This is a genomic window from Streptomyces bambusae (genome assembly GCF_020532645.1).
GTDB classification, from domain to species: Bacteria; Actinomycetota; Actinomycetes; order Streptomycetales; family Streptomycetaceae; genus Streptomyces; species Streptomyces bambusae.
Genome location: NZ_JAJAUZ010000064.1, coordinates 1 through 19,635, shown reverse-complemented (window position 1 = coordinate 19,635; position 19,635 = coordinate 1). Strand labels below are relative to the sequence as shown.

Sequence of the window (19,635 nt, the reverse complement as noted above, 5' to 3'; positions counted from 1 at the left end):
GCGATTGAGGACCGGGGGTCCGGGGGCGGAGCCCCTGCCGTGCGGGGACCCGCTCATGCGAAGGGCCCCGGACACCTGTCGGTGTCCGGGGCCCTCGGCGTTGCGACTAGCGGAGCTCGGAGGCACGGGCCTCGCGGCGGTTGTTGCGGAACGTGTTCGCCCGCCGCGTGGTCGCGAAGAGCGGGATCGTCGCCGCCATCGCGATCTGCAGCGCGCACCCGGTCTGCAGGAGCATCTGGCCGCCCGGCGCGTCGAACGCCCAGGCCGCCAGCAGCCCCATCGCACCGACGATCCAGCTGAGCATCGCCACCGCGAGGACGCCCCGCGGCTTCGGGTACTCGACCCGACTCACCATCAGCCAGGCGACACCGACGATCGCCAGCAGCGTCGGCACGAACGGCAGCTCCAGCAGCACGATCGAGACGACCGTCAGCGCACCGAACGGGCTCGGCATGCCCTGGAACATGCCGTCCTTCATCGTCACGCAGCTGAATCTCGCGAGCCGCAGGACCACGGCCAGCAGCACCACGATCGCGGCCAGGGCCGACATCTTCTGGTGCGCGTCGTCGGCGACCATGCCGTAGACCAGCACGAAGTACGCCGGCGCCAGGCCGAAGCTGATCAGGTCGGACAGGTTGTCCAGCTCCGCGCCCATCGGCGAACTGCGCAGCTTCCGCGCCACGAGCCCGTCGAACAGGTCGAAGACGGCGGCGAGCAGCATCAGTATCACCGCGGTGGCGGCGCTGTGACGCGCCATGCCCGACTCGCCACTGCCCGTGAGGTGCGGGATGAGGATTCCGGTGGTGGTGAAGTACACCGCCATGAATCCGCAGGTCGCGTTGCCGAGGGTGAGGGTGTCGGCTATCGACAGCCGCAGCGAGAGGGGCATCTCCTCGCCGTCGGTCTCCTCCTCGGCCGCCGGGACCCAGTCCGCCTTCGGCTGTGAATGAGTCTCGGGATCAGTCACGGTCAATTCGAGTCACTCCCGCCGTGGTGGCCTGACCGACCTCGACCGCGACCTCGACACCCTCCGGGAGGTAGATGTCGACGCGCGAGCCGAAGCGGATCAGACCGATCCGTTCGCCCTGTTCCACCTTGGTGCCCGCGGGCACGTACGGGACGATGCGGCGGGCGACAGCACCCGCGATCTGCACCATCTCGATGTCTCCGAGCTCGGTGTCGAAGTGCCAGACAACGCGCTCGTTGTTCTCGCTCTCCTTGTTGAACGCCGGGACGAACCCGCCGGGGATGTGCTCGACCGACGTCACCGTGCCCGCCAGGGGCGCGCGGTTGACGTGGACGTTCAGCGGGCTCATGAAGATCGCGACCCGCGTCCGTCCGTCCTTCCACGGCATGATGCTCTGCACCACGCCGTCGGCCGGCGAGATGACACGGCCCTGGGCGATCTCGCGCTCGGGGTCGCGGAAGAACCACAGCATGCCCGCCGCGAGAGCGGTGGTGGGCAGGGCTGCGGCGGCCCAGCGCCCGGACTTGCGGGCCCGGACCAGGCTGAGCGCCGCGGTGGCGACGGTCGGCAGAAGCCACGGCGATGCTCCGCGCGCGAGGCGTACGCCGGCGAGGCTGTCTCGGTGTGCAGAGGTTTGGCTGTGGGGCATGGAAGACCTTCGTAGCGGGTGGTTGCCGCGCCGTAAAAGGGGGGACGGGACGGCGGCTGTACTGGAATGCTATCGGTTGCGCGCAACAACTGGGCAAGCCAGAAGCCGAGTCGGTGGCCCGAAGCCGGTGACAGGGTGTGACCCTTTACGCGGACTTTCCGCTACAAAAGGGACTTTCAGCCCTGGAGCTTGTACTCCTCAAGCAGGCGTCGCCCGATGATCATTTTCTGGATCTCGGCGGTTCCTTCGCCGATCAGCAGCATCGGCGCCTCCCGGTAGAGCCGCTCGATCTCGTACTCCTTCGAGAAGCCGTAACCGCCGTGGATGCGGAAGGCGTCCTCCACGACCTCCTTGCAGTACTCGGAGGCGAGGTACTTCGCCATCCCCGCTTCGAGGTCGTTTCGTTCTCCGGAGTCCTTTTTGCGTGCTGCGTTGACCATCATGGCATGAGCGGCCTCGACCTTGGTAGCCATCTCGGCCAGCTTGAACTGGATTGCCTGGTGCTGGGCGATCGGCTTGCCGAAAGTGTGACGTTGCTGGGCATACGAGACACCCAGCTCGAACGCACGCTGAGCGACGCCGCAGCCACGGGCCGCCACGTTCACGCGGCCGACCTCCACGCCGTCCATCATTTGGTAAAACCCTCGGCCGGTGACCCCGCCCAGGACCCGATTGGCCGGAATGCGCAGTCCGTCCATGATGAGTTCGGTCGTGTCGACGCCCTTGTAACCCATCTTGTCGATCTTGCCCGGGATGGTCAGGCCCGGACGGACCTCACCGAAGCCCGGCTCCTTCTCGACGAGGAAGGTCGTCATCGACTTGTGGGGCGCCGTGCCCTCCGGGTGTCCTTCGTCACTCCGGACCAGAACGGCCACCAGGGTGGAGCTGCCGCCGTTCGTCAGCCACATCTTCTGGCCGTTCAGGACGTACTCGTCGCCGTCCTTGACCGCCTTCGACGTGATCGCCGACACATCCGAGCCCAGGCCCGGCTCCGACATCGAGAAGGCGCCGCGCACCTCGCCCAGCGCCATGCGGGGCAGGAAGTGGTCCTTCTGCTCCTGGGTGCCGTGCTGCTTGAGCATGTACGCCACGATGAAGTGGGTGTTGATGATGCCCGACACGGACATCCAGCCGCGCGCGATCTCCTCCACGCACAGTGCGTAGGTGAGCAGCGACTCACCGAGACCGCCGTACTCCTCGGGGATCATCAGCCCGAAGAGACCGAGCTCCTTGAGCCCGTCCACGATCTGCTGCGGGTACTCGTCCTTGTGTTCCAGCGCGGTCGCGACCGGGATGATCTCCTTGTCGACGAACTCGCGGACGGTCTTGAGGATCTCCTGCTGGACGTCGGTCAGTCCGGCGGTCTGGGCGAGTCGTGCCATGGCTACTTCCCCTGTTCCTTCAGCTGGGGCCGGCCGGGCTGCTCGCCGCCGCGCTCCTTGATGTACGTCTCGGTCGGCACCATCACCTTGCGCCGGAAGACGCAGACGAGGGTGCCGTCCTGCTTGTAGCCCTTGGTCTCGACGTAGACGATGCCGCGGTCGTTCTTCGACTTCGACGGGGTCTTGTCGAGGACCGTGGTCTCGCCGTAGATCGTGTCGCCGTGGAAGGTCGGCGCCACGTGCCGCAGCGACTCGATCTCCAGGTTGGCGATGGCCTTGCCGGAGACGTCCGGGACGGACATGCCCAGCAGCAGCGAGTAGATGTAGTTGCCCACCACCACGTTCTTGCCGAAGTCCGTGGTGTTCTCCGCGTAGTTCACGTCCATGTGCAGCGGGTGGTGGTTCATGGTCAGCAGGCAGAAGAGGTGGTCGTCGTACTCCGTGACCGTCTTCCCGGGCCAGTGCTTGTAGACCGCGCCGACCTCGAACTCTTCGTAGGTGCGTCCGAACTGCACGGCTCAGGCCTCCGGGATCTCGAACTTGGTGGTGCGCTGCATGCCGGCGGCGCGGCCCTTGCCCGCGATGACCAGGGCCATCTTGCGGCTGGCCTCGTCGATCATCTCGTCGCCGAGCATCGCGGAGCCCTTCTTGCCGCCCGCCTCGGAGGTGCACCAGTCGTAGGCGTCGAGGATCAGCTCGGCGTGGTCGTAGTCGTCCTGCGAGGGGGAGAAGACCTCGTTGGCCGCGTCGACCTGGCCGGGGTGCAGCACCCACTTGCCGTCGAAGCCCAGCGCGGCGGCACGGCCGGCGACCTCGCGGTACGCGTCCACGTCGCGGATCTGCAGGAAGGGGCCGTCGATCGCCTGGAGGTCGTGGGTCCGGGCGGCCATCAGGATCCGCATCAGGATGTAGTGGTACGCGTCCGCCGGGTAGCCGGGCGGCTGCATGCCCACGACCAGGGACTTCATGTTGATGGAGGCCATGAAGTCGGCCGGGCCGAAGATGATCGTCTCCAGCCGCGGCGAGGCGGCGGCGATCTCGTCGACGTTGACCAGGCCCTTGGCGTTCTCGATCTGCGCCTCGATGCCGATCTTGCCGACCTCGAAGCCCATGGTCTTCTCGATCTGCGTCAGCAGCAGGTCGAGGGCGATCACCTGCTGGGCGTCCTGGACCTTCGGCAGCATGATGCAGTCGAGGTTCTGGCCGGCGCCCTCGACCACCGTGATCACGTCGCGGTAGGTCCAGTGGGTGGTCCAGTCGTTGACGCGCACGGCCCGGGTCTTGCCCGTCCAGTCGCCGTTGTTCAGCGCGTCGACGATGGTGTGCCGGGCGCCCTCCTTGGCGAGCGGCGCGCAGGCGTCCTCCAGGTCCAGGAACACCTGGTCGGCCGGCAGGCCCTGGGCCTTCTCCAGGAACCGCGGGTTGGAACCCGGGACCGCGAGGCAGGAGCGGCGCGGGCGCAGCCGGTTCACGGGGGAGAGGGGCGTGGTCATGCGGAGACCTCCGTGCTTGCAGACATTTCGAGGGGGTGGAGCTTGTTGGCGGTGCGGATCTCGTCGACGATACGTCCGATGATCTCTGTGATGCCGAAGTCCTTCGGTGTGAACACGGCGGCCACACCGGCGGCCTTGAGTTCCTCGGCATCCGCGTTCGGAATGATGCCTCCGACGATCACGGGGACGTCCGCCGCCCCCGCGTTACGGAGCCGCTCCAGGACGTCGGGCACCAGCGCGCTGTGCGAGCCCGACAGGATCGACAGCCCCACGCAGTGCACGTCCTCGGCCAGCGCGGCCGACGCGATCTGCTCCGGGGTGAGCCGGATGCCCTGGTAGACCACCTCGAACCCGGCGTCGCGGGCCCTCACGGCGATCTGCTCGGCCCCGTTGGAGTGCCCGTCCAGGCCCGGCTTGCCGACCAGCAGCCGCAGCCGGCCGGTGCCCAGGTCCTCGGCGGTGCGGGTGACCTTGGCGCGGACCTCGTGGAGCGGGGTGCCCGGCTCCGCGGTCACGGCGACCGGGGCCGAGGAGACGCCGGTGGGTGCCCGGAACTCGCCGAACACCTCACGCAGCGCCCCCGCCCACTCGCCGGTGGTGACGCCCGCACGCGCACACTCCAGAGTGGCTTCCATGAGGTTCTCGTCGCCCGCCGCGGCCTCCTTGAGACGCTCCAGCGCCTGCCGGGGGGTCGGGAAGACGAACGGGTCGCCGCCGCCCTGCCGGTCCGAGGACTCCTGGCGCTCGGCGCGCCAGCGGCCGATCCGCTCGACGGTCAGCGCCTCCACGGCCGCGTCCACCGTCATGATGGCGCCGTCGAGGTCGGCGGTGAGCGGGTTCTCCTCGCTCTGCTGGTAGCAGTTCACGCCGACGATCTTGTCCTCGCCGGCCTCGATCCGGGCCCGGCGCTCGGCGTGCGAGGAGACCAGCTGCGATTTCAGGTAGCCGGACTCGACGGCCGCCATCGCGCCGCCCATCTCCTGGATCCGGTCGATCTCGGCCAGGCACTCCGTCACCAGGGCGTCGACCTTGGCCTCGATGACGTGCGAGCCGGCGAAGATGTCCTCGTACTCCAGCAGGTCGCTCTCGTGGGCCAGCACCTGCTGGATGCGCAGCGACCACTGCTGGTCCCAGGGCCGGGGCAGGCCCAGCGCCTCGTTCCAGGCGGGCAGCTGCACGGCACGGGCGCGGGCGTCCTTGGAGAGGGTGACCGCCAGCATCTCCAGCACGATCCGCTGGACGTTGTTCTCCGGCTGCGCCTCGGTCAGGCCCAGGGAGTTGACCTGGACGCCGTAGCGGAAGCGGCGCTGCTTGGCGTCCTCGATGCCGTACCGCTCCCGGGTGACCTGGTCCCAGATGCGGCCGAAGGCGCGCATCTTGCACATCTCCTCGATGAAGCGGACGCCCGCGTTCACGAAGAACGAGATGCGGGCGACCACTTCGCCGAACCGCTCGGCGGGCACCTGGCCGGAGTCGCGCACCGAGTCGAGCACCGCGATCGCGGTGGACATCGCGTACGAGATCTCCTGCACCGGCGTGGCTCCGGCCTCCTGCAGGTGGTAGCTGCAGATGTTGATCGGGTTCCACTTCGGGATGTGGCTGACCGTGTACGCGATCATGTCCGTCGTCAGGCGCAGGCTCGGCCCGGGCGGGAAGACGTGCGTCCCGCGGGAGAGGTACTCCTTGACGATGTCGTTCTGCGTGGTGCCCTGGAGTTTGGAGATGTCCGCCCCCTGCTCCTCGGCGGCCACCTGGTAGAGCGCCAGCAGCCACATGGCGGTGGCGTTGATCGTCATCGAGGTGTTCATCTGCTCCAGGGGGATGTCCTGGAACAGCCGCCGCATGTCGCCGAGATGGGAGACCGGCACGCCGACCCGGCCGACCTCGCCGCGGGCGAGGATGTGGTCGGGGTCGTAACCGGTCTGCGTCGGCAGGTCGAACGCGACCGACAGGCCGGTCTGGCCCTTGGCGAGGTTGCGGCGGTACAGCTCGTTGGACGCCTCGGCCGTGGAGTGGCCCGCGTACGTCCGCATGAGCCACGGACGGTCCTTCTGACGCTCTGTCATCTCAGGCGATCCTCAAGGGGCTTCGAGGGTTCGGGGGGCTACGGGCTTCAGACGTTGCGGAAGCGGTTGATCGCGTCGAGGTGCTTGGCGCGCAGCTCGTGGTCGCGCACGCCCAGGCCCTCCTCGGGGGCGAGCGCGAGCACGCCGACCTTGCCCTGGTGCGCGTTGCGGTGGACGTCGTACGCGGCCTGGCCGGTCTCCTCCAGGGAGTAGACCTTGGAGAGGGTGGGGTGGATCTTGCCCTTGGCGATGAGGCGGTTGGCCTCCCAGGCCTCGCGGTAGTTCGCGAAGTGCGAGCCGATGATGCGCTTGAGGGACATCCACAGGTAGCGGTTGTCGTACTCGTGCATGTAGCCCGAGGTGGAGGCGCAGGTGGTGATCGTGCCGCCCTTGCGGGTGACGTAGACGGAGGCGCCGAAGGTCTCGCGGCCGGGGTGCTCGAAGACGATGTCGATGTCCTCGCCGCCGGTCAGCTCGCGGATCTTGGAGCCGAACCGCTTCCACTCGCGCGGGTCCTGGGTCTGCTCGTCCTTCCAGAACTTGTAGCCCTCGGCGTTGCGGTCGATGACCGCCTCGGCGCCCATCTTGCGGCAGATCTCGGCCTTCTCCGGGGAGGAGACGACGCAGATCGGGTTGGCGCCGCCGGCCAGCGCGAACTGGGTGGCGTACGAGCCGAGGCCGCCGCTGGCGCCCCAGATCAGCACGTTGTCGCCCTGCTTCATGCCGGCGCCGTTGCGGGAGACCAGCTGGCGGTAGGCGGTGGAGTTGACCAGACCGGGGGAGGCGGCCTCCTCCCAGCTGAGGTGGCCGGGCTTCGGCATCAGCTGGTTGGACTTGACGAGCGCGATCTCGGCGAGGCCGCCGAAGTTGGTCTCGAAGCCCCAGATGCGCTGCTCGGGGTCGAGCATCGTGTCGTTGTGGCCGTCCGAGGACTCCAGCTCGACGGAGAGGCAGTGCGCGACGACCTCGTCGCCCGGCTTCCAGGCGTTGACGCCGGGGCCGGTGCGCAGGACCACGCCCGCGAGGTCGGAGCCGATGATGTGGTACGGCAGGTCGTGGCGCTTGGTGAGCTCGCTGACCCGGCCGTAGCGCTCCAGGAAGCCGAAGGTGGAGAGCGGCTCGAAGATCGAGGTCCACACCGAGTTGTAGTTGACCGAGGAGGCCATGACGGCGACCAGGGCCTCGCCGGGGCCGAGCTCGGGCACCGGGACCTGGTCCAGGTGCAGCGACTTGCGGGGGTCCTTCTCGCGGGTGGTGAGCCCGGCGAACATCTCCGTCTCGTCCTTGTGCACGGTGATCGCGCGGTAGGACTCGGGGAGCGGCAGGGCCGCGAAGTCGTCGGCCGTAGCGGCCTGCGACTGGATGGCGTCGAGGATGTCCTTCACGGTGGTGCCTCCGGCAAAGGGTGCGTCGAGGGAACGCTGAGGGTGGTCCGGTGGAGGTGTGCCGTCGGTTCGGCGGTGCTGTGGAGCGGTGGTGCAGGAGCGCCGTGGTGGGCGCGCGGGGCCTGGTGACGCAGGCCGTCCGGGGCGCGTTCCGGTGCGTGGTGGCACGGACCGCGGGGACTTCCGGACGGCTTCAACGTATGGCACCCCGTGTCACTCGGCAAGGCACTGCGTGCCAAAAATTTCTCTCATTTGGCGATTGACCTGCGCAGTTGAGCGATGATCGATCAGAGTTACCCGTGAGTAGGGGCAAGCTGGACAAACGGAAGTGGCCGCCCCCACATCGGGAGCGGCCACTGTGACGCTCATCGCGTCGAATGCCGGGTGGTGCAGATGGTGCGGGCTGCTCAGGCCTGCCGGAGCGCCTGCTCGATCGTCCTCATGACCTCGTCCAGCGGGGCGTCCGTACGCGCCACCGCGACCAGCACCTCGCCCTCGGAGCGGACCGCCGCGGGCGCCGGCCCGTGCTCGGGCTCCGGCTCCCCGGCCGGCTCCGCCACGGCCGCGGCCGTGCGCCCGGCCCCGATGCCGCTGCCGAACGTCTTGCGGACGATCCCGAAGGCGTGGTCGAGCTGCGACTCCACGTCGCCCTGCCCGCCGGCCCGCAGCCAGCGCCGCAGCACGTGGTTGTGGGCCGTCACGACCGCCGAGGCCGCCACCTCCGCCAGCAGCGGGTCGTCGTTGCCGTCGTGGTGGTCGTGCTCGTCGAAGTGGGCGAGCAGGTAGCGGGTGAACAGCCGCTCGTAGCGGGCCACCGACGCGATCTCCCGCTCCCGCAGGGTGGGCACCTCGCGGGTCAGCCGGTAGCGCTCCACCGACACCGCGGGGGAGGCCGCGTACATCTTCATGACCTCTTTGATGCCCCGGCACACCGTGTCGAGCGGGTGCTCGGACGCGGGAGCCGCATCCAGCACCGCCTCGGCCCGGGTCAGGGTGTCGTCGTGGTCGGGGAAGATCGCCTCTTCCTTGGAGCGGAAGTGCCGGAAGAACGTCCGGCGGGCCACGCCGGCGGCAGCGGCGATCTCGTCCACCGTCGTCGCCTCGTACCCCTTGGTCGCGAACAGCTCCATCGCGGCGGCGGCGAGCTCACGGCGCATCTTCAGCCGCTGGGCGGCGGCACGGGTCCCCGCGGCGCTCTCCGGGGCGTCGGGCGCGGCGGCGCGGGTGATCTTGGCGGACTGGGACATAAGGCGAACGTACTGCATCGGTGCAGCGGGGCGCGCCTGCGGGGGTGGATGCGGGGGAGGGCCCGCACTGGGCACGGAGTGCTTCTCGGGAGGGTGTGTCCGCCGCGATGAGGGTCCGGCGGACCCGAGCAGCCCTCCCCACGCATCCAGCTCGTGGGCGCCGGGCTCAGCGCCGGGCGTACTCACGGAAACCGCGGCCGGTCTTCCGGCCCAGGCAGCCCGCCGCCACCAGGTGCTCCAGCAGCGGGGACGGGGCCAGGCCCGGGTCGCGGAACTCCTTGTGGAGCACCTTCTCGATGGCCAGGGAGACATCGAGGCCGACCACGTCCAGCAGCTCGAACGGGCCCATCGGGTAGCCGGCGCCCAGCTTCATCGCCGCGTCGATCTCGTCGAGGCTCGCGTAGTGCTCCTCGACCATCTTGATCGCGTTGTTGAGGTACGGGAACAGCAGCGCGTTCACGATGAAGCCGGCCCGGTCCCCGCAGTCCACCGCGTGCTTGCGGACCTTGGCGCAGACCGCGCGGACCGTGGCGTGGACGTCGTCGGCCGTCAGGACGGTACGGACGACCTCGACCAGCTTCATGGCCGGTGCCGGGTTGAAGAAGTGCATGCCGATCACGTCCTGCGGGCGCGAGGTGGCGCGGGCGCAGGCGATCACCGGCAGCGAGGACGTGGTCGTGGCCAGCACCGCGCCCGGCTTGCAGATCTTGTCCAGGGCGGCGAACAGCTCCTGCTTGACCCCGAGGTCCTCGGCGACGGCCTCCACCGCGAGGTCCACCTCGGCGAACGCCTCCAGGGAGCCGGCCGGGGTGATCCGGGCCAGGGTCCCGGTCCGGGCCTCCTCGGTGAGGCGGCCGCGGGAGACGGCGCGGTCCAGGGACTTGGCGATCGCCGCCTTCGCGGCGTCCGCCTTCTCCTGCGAACGCGCCGCGAGCACGACGTCGTAGCCGGCCTGCGCGAAGACCTGTGCGATGCCGCCGGCCATGGTGCCGGATCCGGCCACGCCGACCGTGGACACGGGCCGCCCGGCGGCCGCGGCCGCGTCGGCGGCGGGGGTCCGGGCGTCCGGCACCGTCACGGCGCTGCCCGGGGCCTCGTACGTGTAGAAACCGCGGCCGGACTTGCGGCCGGTCAGCCCCGCCTCGGCGAGGTGGCCCAGGACCGGGGCGGGGGCGTGCAGCCGGTCGCCGGAGGCCGCGTACATGGCCTCCAGGACGGTCCGGGCGGTGTCCACGCCGATCAGGTCGAGCAGCGCCAGCGGGCCCATCGGCAGGCCGCAGCCCAGCCGCATCGCCGCGTCGATGTCCTCGCGGGACGCGTACTTCGCCTCGAACATGGCGGCGGCCTGGTTGAGGTAGCCGAACAGCAGGCCGTCGGCGACGAAGCCCGGCCGGTCGCCGGCGGTGACCGGCTCCTTGCCGAGGTCGCGGGCGAGCGTGGTGACGGCCTCGACGACCGGCGGGGCCGTCAGCACCGAGGAGACCACCTCGACCAGCTTCATCGCCGGCGCAGGGTTGAAGAAGTGCAGGCCGACGACCCGCTCCGGGCGCAGCGACTCGGCGGCGAGCCGGGTCACCGACAGCGCGTTGGTGCCGGTGGCCAGGACGGTGTCCGGGCGCACGATGGCGTCCAGCGCGGTGAAGACCTGCTGCTTGAGCGCGTAGTCCTCCGGAACCACCTCGATCACCAGGTCCGCGTGGGCGGCGGCCTGGAGGTCGGTGAAGGTGCGGAAGCGGGAGAGGACGTCCTGCCGCTCCTGCTCGGTGAGGCGCTCGCGGGTCACGGACCGCGCGGTGGCGGCCTCCAGCGCGGTGACGGCCGTACGGGCGGCGGCCTCGCTGATGTCGATGCCGATGACCTCGCGGCCGGCCACGGCGAGCACCTCGGCGATGCCGGTGCCCATGGTGCCGAGACCGACGACGGCAATGGTGGCGAGGGGACTGGGCGGAGTGGACTGACGGTCCATCGCAGGACTCCAGTGGAAGAAGAGGGTGACGGCTGGGAGCGCGGCGCGCGCAACGCCCGGGGGTGCACGGAAGTGCCGGGCGTACGGAAGGCCGGGATGCAAGCGGGATGCAGGGGTGCACGGGTGCTGCGGAGCACGGATGCAGCGGTGCGGGGGTACGGACACGCGGTCGCGCGGGCGCAGGCGCAGGTCGTACGGGAGCAGGAACGCGGCGGGGCGCGGGGCACGGGCGGGCGTACGGAGTGCCGGGGCAGGCCGTGGCCGGAGCCGGTGTGCCGGTGCGTCCGGCGGAGCGGCAGGGCCCTGTCCCGGGGCCGTGCCGTACGGCGGATGCCGAACCGATCGATCAGCGCTCGGGCGGCTGCGTCACCAGGCCGCGTCGAGCACCCGGTCCCGCGCCGCGGAGTGCGGCGGCAAGGACTCGTTGCTGCGAGATTAACCGGTGGGTAACCGGTTGGCCAGAGGGCGGCCGGAGCGATCTGTGTGATCTGGACCGCGCCGCGCTGTGCCGGCCCTAGGCTGGCCGCGTGGACGACCAACTGGCAGCGCTGGCGGGGCGGGTACGGGCCGAGGCCGGGCGGGACGGGCCGGCCGCGGCCGCGCACTGCGGCCGGCTGCTGGCGGAGGCGGGCCCCGACGAGCTGGCGGCGGCCCTGACCGCCGCCGGGGAACCCCTGTGGGCGCGCGAGGTCGCCGCGTTCCGGCTCGGCTGCGCCGGCGACCGGCGCGCCTTCGAGTCCCTCGTCCTCTTCCTCAACCACCGCGACCCGCCGCGCTGCGCGGCCGCCGCGCACGCCCTGGCGCGGCTGGGCGACCCGCGCACGGCCCGGGCCGCCGCCGCCCTCGCCACCAACGCGCTGCGCACCGCGTACGCCCAGCACCCGGTGCGCCTGCTGGCCGAGCTGCGGGCCCCCGAATCGGCGCCGGCGCTGATCCGCACCCTCGGCCGGCTGCTGGGACCCCACGAGCCGCACTGGCGGGTCGCCCTGGCCTGCGTCGAGGGCCTGGGCGTGCTTGGCGACCCGCGGGCCCGCCCGGTCCTCACCGCCGCCCAGTCCCACCCCAGGCTGGCCACCGCCGCGACGGCCGCACTCCGGCGGCTGACGTGAGGGACCCCTACGCCTCCGGGACCACCGCGAAGGCCTCGACTTCGAGGAGGAGTTCCGGCCGGAAGAGGGCGGCGACCTGGACGGCCGACGAGGCCGGGAGGCGGTCGGCCGGGATGACGGCGTCGCGGGCCGCGCGGACGGCCGGCAGGTGGGCCACGTCCGTGACGAAGTACGTCAGCTTCACCACGTCGTCGAAGGTCGCGCCGGCTGCCGCCAGGCAGCGGTGCAGGTTCGCGAACACCTGGCGGGCCTGGGCGGCCGGGTCGCCGGCGCCCACCACCTCGCCCTGCTCGTCGAACGCGCACTGGCCGGAGACGGCGACGAACCGGCCCGTGCCCCAGACGACGTGGCTGTAGCCGGTGCCGGGGCTGACGCCCGCAGGGGCGGACACCCGGGTCAGATGATCACTGGTCATGTGATCATCCTGCCGGGTCCGCCGCCCCGTGCACCAGGCCGTCGGTGCCGGCGTCCGCTACGACCGGAACCCCAGCAGGCCGTGCAGGGCCGCGCCGCCCGCCGACGGGGCGGCGGCCCGCGTGGCCGGGAGCGGCTTCGGCTCCGGCTGGGCCGGGCAGGACGCCGTACCGCCGGACGGCAGCGCGCCGGTGGTCAGATAGTCCGTCAGATGGCGGTCCAGGCAGGTGTTCCCGCTCAGCGAGACGCCGTGGTTGCCGCCGCCCTCCTCCACCACCAGCGCCGACCCGGCCAGCTTCGCCCGCATCGCCTCCGCGCCCTCGAACGGCGTCGCCGCGTCCTCCGTCGCCTGGAACAGCAGGGCCGGCGGCGCCTCGGTGTTCGCCACGTCCGGTGCCTGCAGCGGACCCGTCTTCCAGAACGCGCACGGTGCGTTGTACCAGGCGTTGTTCCACGTCATGAACGGCGCCTTCGCGTGCGTGGTCCACATGTCCCGCCGCCAGGTCTGCCAGTCCTGCGGCCAGCCCGCGTCCCGGCACTGCACCGCGCTGTACACGCTGTAGCTGTTGCCCGCCGCCGGGTCCACCGCCCCGAACCGCTCGTACGCCGCCACCAGCGGCTGGGTGTCCTGCTTCGCCGCATACGCCGCGAACGCCTCCGCGAGCTGCGGCCAGTAGCCGTTGAAGTAGCCGCCCGGCAGGTACGTGTCCTCCAGCTCCGCCGGGCCGACCTTGCCGCCGGCCGGAGCGTCCCGCAGCGACTCCCGCATCCGGTACCAGAGCCGCTCCACCTCCTCCGGATCGGCGCCCAGCCCGTACGTCGCGTCGTGCTTCGCCACCCACGCCAGGAACGCCTTGTGCCGGGCGTCGAACGCCAGGTCCTGCGCCAGGTTGTCCTCGTACCAGACACCGCCCGGGTCCACCACGGAGTCCAGCACCATCCGCTTCACCCGCGCCGGGAACAGCTTCGCGTACACCGCGCCCAGGTAGGTCCCGTACGAGTAGCCGAAGTAGCTCACCTGCGGGGCGCCCAGCGCGCCGCGCACCAGGTCGAGGTCCCGGGCCGCGCTGACCGTGTCCACGTACGGCAGCACGTCCGCGTGCTGCGTCGCGCAGGACTCGGCGAAGCCCCGCACCCGGTCGATGTTCGCCCGCTCCTCCGCCCAGCTGTGCGGCACCGAGTCGGGCCGGACCGGGGCGAAGTGGCCCTGCCCGCAGTTCAGTGCGGGCTCGCTCTTGCCCACCCCGCGCGGATCGAAGCCGATCACGTCGTACTGCGCGGCGAGCGCCTTCGGCAGCGCCGAGGCCACGAAACCGGCCAGGCTGCGGCCGCTGCCGCCCGGGCCGCCGGGGTTCACCAGCAGCGGGCCCTGGGACTTCTTCGCGGTGTGCGGCACCCGGGTCAGCGCCAGCGTGATCTGCCGTCCGTCCGGCCGGGCGTGGTCCAGCGGCACCTGCAGCGAGGCGCACTGGAGCGTCGGGTACCGCGAGGTCGCGCACTTCTGCCACGCGAGCGGAGCCGCCTTCCCGGATCCGGCCGCCCCGGCCGCCCCGGCGGGCAGGGACGTGACCGTCCCCGCCAGCACCGTGGCGATCGACAACAGAACTGCTGCGCGCTTCTTCATGGGGCCTCCCAGCCGCTGGTCTGGGGGAATCGTCCCGGAAAGCACCCCCGGACCGGCGGAGTTCCGCGGTCCATTGGCCCGATTTGATGATGCTTCGGTTACTCCTTGCCGGAGCCCGCCGCCGGATCCGGTCCCGACCCCGGCCGGCGGCCGCCGCCGACGGGCCGGGCGGACCGTCTCGGGACACCCGGATTTGGGCCGCCGTGCCGGAGATGATTGGCTTGCCGCCGACCCCGAAGTCGAGCGTTCACAAGTGCTGGAGGAACAGGTATGGCACAGGTCGAGGCCACCACGGAGCGGATCATCGCGGCCGACGCGGAGACCGTGTTCGACGCGCTCGCGGACTACAGCGGCACCCGCTCCAAGGTGCTCCCCGAGCACTTCAGCGAGTACGAGGTGCAGGAGGGCGGCGACGGCGAGGGCACCCTCGTCCACTGGAAGCTCCAGGCCACCAGCAAGCGGATCCGCGACTGCCTCCTGGAGGTCACCGAGCCCACCGACGGGCAGCTCGTCGAGAAGGACCGCAACTCCTCGATGGTCACCACCTGGACCGTCACCCCGGCCGGCGACGGCCGGTCCCGCACCGTCGTCAGCACCGTCTGGAACGGCGCCGGCGGCATCGGCGGCTTCTTCGAGAAGACCTTCGCCCCCAAGGGCCTGGGCCGCATCTACGACGCCCTGCTCGCCAACCTGGCCGCCGAGGTCGAGAAGAAGTAGCAGCACCGGACGCCCCCACCGGCACCGGGCCCTCCTCGGCCCGTCACCGGATCGGGTGGAATCCGCCGCCCCCGCGGGCCCCTGCCGCCGTACCGGCCGCAGGGGCCCGCGCGCGGTTCCGGGGCGATCCGCAGCCGAGCGCATAGCGTGGGCCAGGGTTGATCTCCGCCCCGGCGGGCAGTCATTCGGCCCGTCCGCACGTCCGCGCACCCACGGGGGGCCCGATGAAGATCCTCATCTCCGCCGACATGGAGGGCGCCACGGGGGTGACCTGGCCCGCCGACGTACTGCCGGGCACCCCGCAGTGGGAGCGCTGCCGGGCCCTGTTCACCTCCGACGTCAACGCCGCCGCCCTCGGCTTCTTCGCCGGCGGCGCCGACGAGGTGCTGGTCAACGAGGCCCACTGGACCATGCGCAACCTGCTCCTGGAGCGGCTCGACGAACGCATCGAGATGCTCACCGGCCGCCACAAGTCCCTCTCCATGGTCGAAGGCGTCCAGCACGGCGACGTCGACGGCATCGCCTTCGTCGGCTACCACACCGGCGCCGGCACCGAAGGCGTCCTCGCCCACACCTACCTCGCCAACTCCATCACCGGCGTCTGGCTCAACGGCACCCGCGCGAGCGAGGGCCGGCTCAACGCCCACGTCGTCGCCGAGTACGGAGTCCCCGTCGTCCTCGTCACCGGCGACGACCTCACCTGCGAGGACGCCCGCGGCTACGCCCCGGCCGCCCGCACCGTCGCCGTCAAGGACCACGTCTCCCGGTACGCCGCCGTCTGCCGCCCGCCGGCCCGTACCGCCGGGCAGATCGAGGCCGCCGCCAAGGAGGCCGCCGCCCTCGCCGTCCGGCACGACCCGGTGCACGCCGGCCCGTTCACCGTCGACGTCGAGTTCGACGCCGAGCACCTGTCCGCCGCCGCCACCGTCGTCCCCGGGGTCGCACGCACCGGCGAACGCCGCATCGCCTACACCAGCAGGACGATGTACGAGGCGATCCGCACCTTCAAAGCGGTCACGACGATCGTCTCCGCGGCGGTGGAGGAGCAGTATGGCTGACATGCACTCCCCCGAGCAGGCAGCCGCGGACGTCATCGACGCCACCGCCCTGGACGAGGCCGTCGCCTTCACCTCCGGCCTGATCCGCATCGACACCTCCAACCGCGGTGGCGGCGACTGCCGGGAACGGCCCGCCGCCGAGTACGTCGCCGAGCGGCTGGCCGCCGCCGGGCTGGAGCCCGTACTCCTCGAACGCACCCCCGGCCGCACCAACGTCGTCGCCCGCATCGAGGGCACCGACCCGGCCGCCGACGCCCTCCTCGTCCACGGCCACCTCGACGTGGTGCCCGCCGAGGCCGCCGACTGGAGCGTGGACCCCTTCTCCGGCGAGGTCCGCGACGGCGTCGTCTGGGGCCGCGGCGCCGTCGACATGAAGAACATGGACGCGATGGTCCTCGCCGTGGTCCGCTCCTGGGCGCGTGCCGGCATCCGGCCCCGCCGCGACATCGTCCTCGCCTTCACCGCGGACGAGGAGGACAGCGCCGTGGACGGCTCCGGCTTCCTCGCCGACCGGCACCCCGGCCTGTTCGAAGGCTGCACGGAAGGGATCAGCGAGTCCGGCGCCTTCACCGTCCACGCGGCCCCCCGCCTGCCGCTCTACCCGATCGCCGCCGGCGAGCGCGGCACCGCCTGGCTGCGGCTCACCGCGCACGGCACCGCGGGCCACGGCTCCAAGCCCAACCCGGCCAACGCCGTCAGCCGGCTCGCGCACGCCGTCGCCCGGATCGCCGACCACCGCTGGCCGGTCCGGCTCACCCCGACCGTACGCGCCGCCCTCACCGAACTCGGCGAGATCCTCGGCGTGGGCCCCGGCCCCGGCTCCCGGCAGTTCGACCTCGACGCCTTCCTCGCCAAACTGGGACCCGCCGCCGGCCTGGTCGAGGCCACCGTCCGCAACAGCGCCACACCGACCATGCTCGACGCCGGGTACAAGGTCAACGTCATCCCCGGCCGGGCCACCGCGTACGTCGACGGCAGGTTCCTGCCCGGCGGCGAGGAGGAGTTCGCCGCCACCCTCGACGCGCTCACCGGACCCGACGTGGACTGGGAGTACCACCACCGCGAGACGGCCCTCGAAGCGCCCGTCGACTCCCGCACCTTCGGCGTGCTGCGGGAGTCCGTCGAGCGGTTCGACCCGGCAGGACGGGTGGTCCCGTTCTGCATGGCCGGCGGCACCGACGCCAAGCAGTTCTCCCGCCTGGGGATCACCGGCTACGGCTTCGCCCCGCTCAAGCTGCCCCCCGGCTTCGACTACTGGTCGCTGTTCCACGGCGTCGACGAGCGGGTCCCCGTCGACGCCCTGCACTTCGGGACCAGGGTCCTCGACCACGCCCTGCGCGCCCTGTAGGGAAGGGAGGCCGGACATGGTGTCCACCGCGCCGTACGGAAGCTGGCCGTCACCCATCGGCGCCGCGCTCGCGGCCGCCCTCGACGGGCGCCCCGAACACCTCGGGGCGGTCGGCGGGGAACTGTGGTGGACCGAACCCCGGCCGGCCGAGGGCGGCCGCCGCGCCCTCGTGCGCAGCCGGGCCGACGGCGCCGCCGAGACGGTGCTGCCGGCGCCGTGGAACGTCCGCAGCCGGGTCGTCGAGTACGGCGGCCGGCCCTGGGCGGGTCTGGAACGGCCCGCCGGCGGCCCCCTCGTCCTGTTCGTCGACTTCGCCGACCAGCGGCTGTACGCGTACGAGCCCGATGCGCCGGGCCCGCCCGCGCCCAGGCCGCTGACCCCGCTGTCCCCGGTCGGCGGCGGACTGCGCTGGGCGGAGCCGGTGCCACGGCCCGAACTCGGCGAAGTCTGGTGCGTACTGGAGGAGTTCACGGGCCCGCTGCCCACCGATGTACGGCGCGTGCTCGCCGCCGTGCCGCTGGACGGGTCCGCGGCCGCGGACCGCTCGGCGGTACGCGAACTCACCGACGGGCAGCACCGGTTCACCACCGGGCCGCGGCTCTCCCCGGACCGGAAGCGGGTCGCCTGGCTGGTGTGGGACCACCCGCGGATGCCGTGGGACGGCACCGAGCTGCGCCTCGCCGACGTCACCCCGGACGGGGCGCTGACCGGGGTGCGGACGGTGCTCGGCGGGCCCGGCGAGTCGGTCGCCCAGGCCGACTGGGCCGCCGACGGGACCCTGCTCGCGGTCAGCGACCGCAGCGGCTGGTGGAACCCCTACCGGGTGGACCCGGCCGGCGGGGAGGCGGTCAACCTCTGCCCGCGGGAGGAGGAGTTCGGCGGGGCGCTGTGGAAGCCGGGACTGAGCTGGTTCGCGCCGGTGGGACCGGACGGGCTGGTCGCCGTGCTGCACGGGCGGGGCGCCTCGGTGCTCGGCGTCCTCGACCCCGAGTCGGGCGACCTCGTGGACGCGGCCGGGCCGTGGACCTCGTGGCAGCCGACGCTCGCCGTACGGGGGTCCCGGGTCGCGGGGGTCGCGGCCAGTCCGCGCAGCGGGTACGAGATCGTCGAGCTGGACACGGGGACCGGGCACACCCGGGCGGTCGGACCGCGGGCCGCCGAGCCGGTGGACCCGGCGTACTATCCCGAGCCGCAGAGCCGGACCTTCACCGGCCCCGAGGACCGGGAGATCCACGCGCTCGTCTACCCGCCGCACCACCCCGGTCTGGCCGCGCCCGCGGACGAGCTGCCGCCGTACGTGGTGTGGGCGCACGGCGGGCCCACCGAGCACGTCGTGCCGGTGCTCGACCTGCACATCGCGTACTTCACCTCGCGGGGGATCGGGGTGGTCGAGGTCAACTACGGCGGCTCCACGGGGTACGGGCGGGCGTACCGGGAGCGGCTGCGCGAGCAGTGGGGCATCGTCGACGTCGAGGACTGCGCGGCGGTCGCGAAGGCGCTGGCCGACGAGGGGACGGCGGATCCGGCCCGACTGGCGATCCGGGGCGGCAGCGCGGGCGGCTGGACCACGGCGGCCTCGCTGGCCGGGACGCGGCTGTACGCGTGCGGGACGGTGATCTATCCGGTGCTGGACGTCGACGGGATCGCGGCGGAGACGCACGACCTGGAGTCGCGGTACCTGCCGGACCTGGCGGCGCGGCGGGAGCGGCGGTCGCCGCTGGCGCGGGCGGATCGGGTGGGCGTGCCGTTTCTTCTGCTGCAGGGACTGGACGATCCGGTCTGTCCGCCGTCCCAGGCGGAGCGGTTCCTTGCGCGGATTGCGGGGCGGGGGGTGCCGCATGCGTATCTCGCCTTTGCGGGGGAGGGGCACGGGTTCCGGCGGGCCGAGACGATGGTCCGGGCGCTGGAGGCCGAACTCTCCCTGTACGCGCAGGTCTTCGGCTTCGCCCGCCCCGACGTCCCACCGCTGCCCCTGGCCCCCTGAGGGTCCCCGCGGGGCGTTCCGGTCCCACCGGCGTCTCCGGCGGACGGGCCCACTCCACCCGCTCCGGCCGACCTCGGTTCCGCCGGACCCATCCGGTCTCGGCGGGCCCGTTCCAGCCTCGCCGGGCATCTCCAGCCCCGCCGGCGTTTGAGGCGAACCGGGCCCATTTCAGCCTCGCCGGCGTTTGAGGCGCGGGGGCCCGGGGGCGGAGCCCCCGAAACCCCGG

The 19,635-nt window shown here is 71.9% G+C and carries 16 protein-coding genes; 5 read left to right on the top strand and 11 right to left on the bottom strand.

Annotated features, from left to right (window positions below):
* Positions 1-106 precede the first annotated feature (106 nt).
* The 9 genes from pssA to LG634_RS30890 form a co-directional block, all read right to left on the bottom strand.
* Positions 107-973: a CDP-diacylglycerol--serine O-phosphatidyltransferase gene (gene pssA / locus LG634_RS30930; protein ID WP_226738654.1), complete on the bottom strand. Its 867-nt coding sequence runs from the start codon at positions 971-973 to the stop codon at positions 107-109.
* The gene (locus LG634_RS30925; protein ID WP_226738653.1) at positions 960-1,616 is read right to left on the bottom strand and encodes a phosphatidylserine decarboxylase; all 657 of its coding nucleotides are present in this window, start codon (positions 1,614-1,616) and stop codon (positions 960-962) included. Before LG634_RS30925 ends, pssA begins: the two co-directional genes overlap by 14 nt.
* Positions 1,617-1,792: 176 nt before the next feature.
* The gene (locus tag LG634_RS30920) at positions 1,793-2,998 is read right to left on the bottom strand and encodes an acyl-CoA dehydrogenase family protein (protein WP_226738651.1); all 1,206 of its coding nucleotides are present in this window, start codon (positions 2,996-2,998) and stop codon (positions 1,793-1,795) included.
* A gap of 2 nt (positions 2,999-3,000) precedes the next feature.
* The gene (locus LG634_RS30915) at positions 3,001-3,513 is read right to left on the bottom strand and encodes a MaoC family dehydratase (RefSeq protein ID WP_226738650.1); all 513 of its coding nucleotides are present in this window, start codon (positions 3,511-3,513) and stop codon (positions 3,001-3,003) included.
* A 3-nt stretch (positions 3,514-3,516) separates the two neighbouring features.
* Positions 3,517-4,491, bottom strand: coding sequence for an HpcH/HpaI aldolase/citrate lyase family protein (locus LG634_RS30910; RefSeq protein ID WP_226738648.1), 975 nt, complete (start codon positions 4,489-4,491; stop codon positions 3,517-3,519).
* Complete coding sequence (locus LG634_RS30905; RefSeq protein WP_226738646.1) at positions 4,488-6,557, bottom strand: ethylmalonyl-CoA mutase; 2,070 nt, start codon at positions 6,555-6,557, stop codon at positions 4,488-4,490. The genes LG634_RS30910 and LG634_RS30905 overlap by 4 nt, the downstream gene beginning before the upstream one ends.
* A gap of 47 nt (positions 6,558-6,604) precedes the next feature.
* Positions 6,605-7,942, bottom strand: coding sequence for a crotonyl-CoA carboxylase/reductase (gene ccrA, locus LG634_RS30900; protein ID WP_226738644.1), 1,338 nt, complete (start codon positions 7,940-7,942; stop codon positions 6,605-6,607).
* Positions 7,943-8,349: 407 nt separating this feature from the next.
* On the bottom strand, positions 8,350-9,207 hold the full coding sequence (locus LG634_RS30895; protein WP_226738642.1) for a TetR family transcriptional regulator: 858 nt from the start codon (positions 9,205-9,207) through the stop codon (positions 8,350-8,352).
* A 148-nt stretch (positions 9,208-9,355) separates the two neighbouring features.
* Positions 9,356-11,155: a 3-hydroxyacyl-CoA dehydrogenase family protein gene (locus LG634_RS30890; RefSeq protein ID WP_226738640.1), complete on the bottom strand. Its 1,800-nt coding sequence runs from the start codon at positions 11,153-11,155 to the stop codon at positions 9,356-9,358.
* Between the two features lie 527 nt (positions 11,156-11,682).
* Here LG634_RS30890 and LG634_RS30885 point away from each other — a divergent pair.
* The gene (locus LG634_RS30885; RefSeq protein WP_226738638.1) at positions 11,683-12,264 is read left to right on the top strand and encodes a HEAT repeat domain-containing protein; all 582 of its coding nucleotides are present in this window, start codon (positions 11,683-11,685) and stop codon (positions 12,262-12,264) included.
* A gap of 7 nt (positions 12,265-12,271) precedes the next feature.
* Here LG634_RS30885 and LG634_RS30880 read toward each other — a convergent pair whose 3' ends face one another.
* Together LG634_RS30880 and LG634_RS30875 are read right to left on the bottom strand one after the other, a co-directional pair.
* Positions 12,272-12,679 (bottom strand): RidA family protein, encoded by a 408-nt coding sequence (locus LG634_RS30880; RefSeq protein WP_226738636.1) that lies wholly within the window; start codon positions 12,677-12,679, stop codon positions 12,272-12,274.
* A 57-nt stretch (positions 12,680-12,736) separates the two neighbouring features.
* Positions 12,737-14,302, bottom strand: coding sequence for an alpha/beta hydrolase (locus LG634_RS30875; RefSeq protein ID WP_226738635.1), 1,566 nt, complete (start codon positions 14,300-14,302; stop codon positions 12,737-12,739).
* Between the two features lie 270 nt (positions 14,303-14,572).
* Here LG634_RS30875 and LG634_RS30870 point away from each other — a divergent pair, with 270 nt between their 5' ends.
* From LG634_RS30870 to LG634_RS30855, 4 genes are all read left to right on the top strand, one after another.
* Positions 14,573-15,019, top strand: a complete 447-nt coding sequence (locus tag LG634_RS30870; protein WP_226738633.1) for an SRPBCC family protein — start codon at positions 14,573-14,575, stop codon at positions 15,017-15,019.
* Positions 15,020-15,243: 224 nt separating this feature from the next.
* Complete coding sequence (locus LG634_RS30865; RefSeq protein ID WP_226738631.1) at positions 15,244-16,077, top strand: M55 family metallopeptidase; 834 nt, start codon at positions 15,244-15,246, stop codon at positions 16,075-16,077.
* A gap of 1 nt (position 16,078) precedes the next feature.
* On the top strand, positions 16,079-17,425 hold the full coding sequence (locus LG634_RS30860; protein WP_372482524.1) for a M20/M25/M40 family metallo-hydrolase: 1,347 nt from the start codon (positions 16,079-16,081) through the stop codon (positions 17,423-17,425).
* A 16-nt stretch (positions 17,426-17,441) separates the two neighbouring features.
* The gene (locus LG634_RS30855) at positions 17,442-19,409 is read left to right on the top strand and encodes a dipeptidyl-peptidase 5 (protein ID WP_226738628.1); all 1,968 of its coding nucleotides are present in this window, start codon (positions 17,442-17,444) and stop codon (positions 19,407-19,409) included.
* The last annotated feature ends 226 nt before the right edge of the window (positions 19,410-19,635 follow it).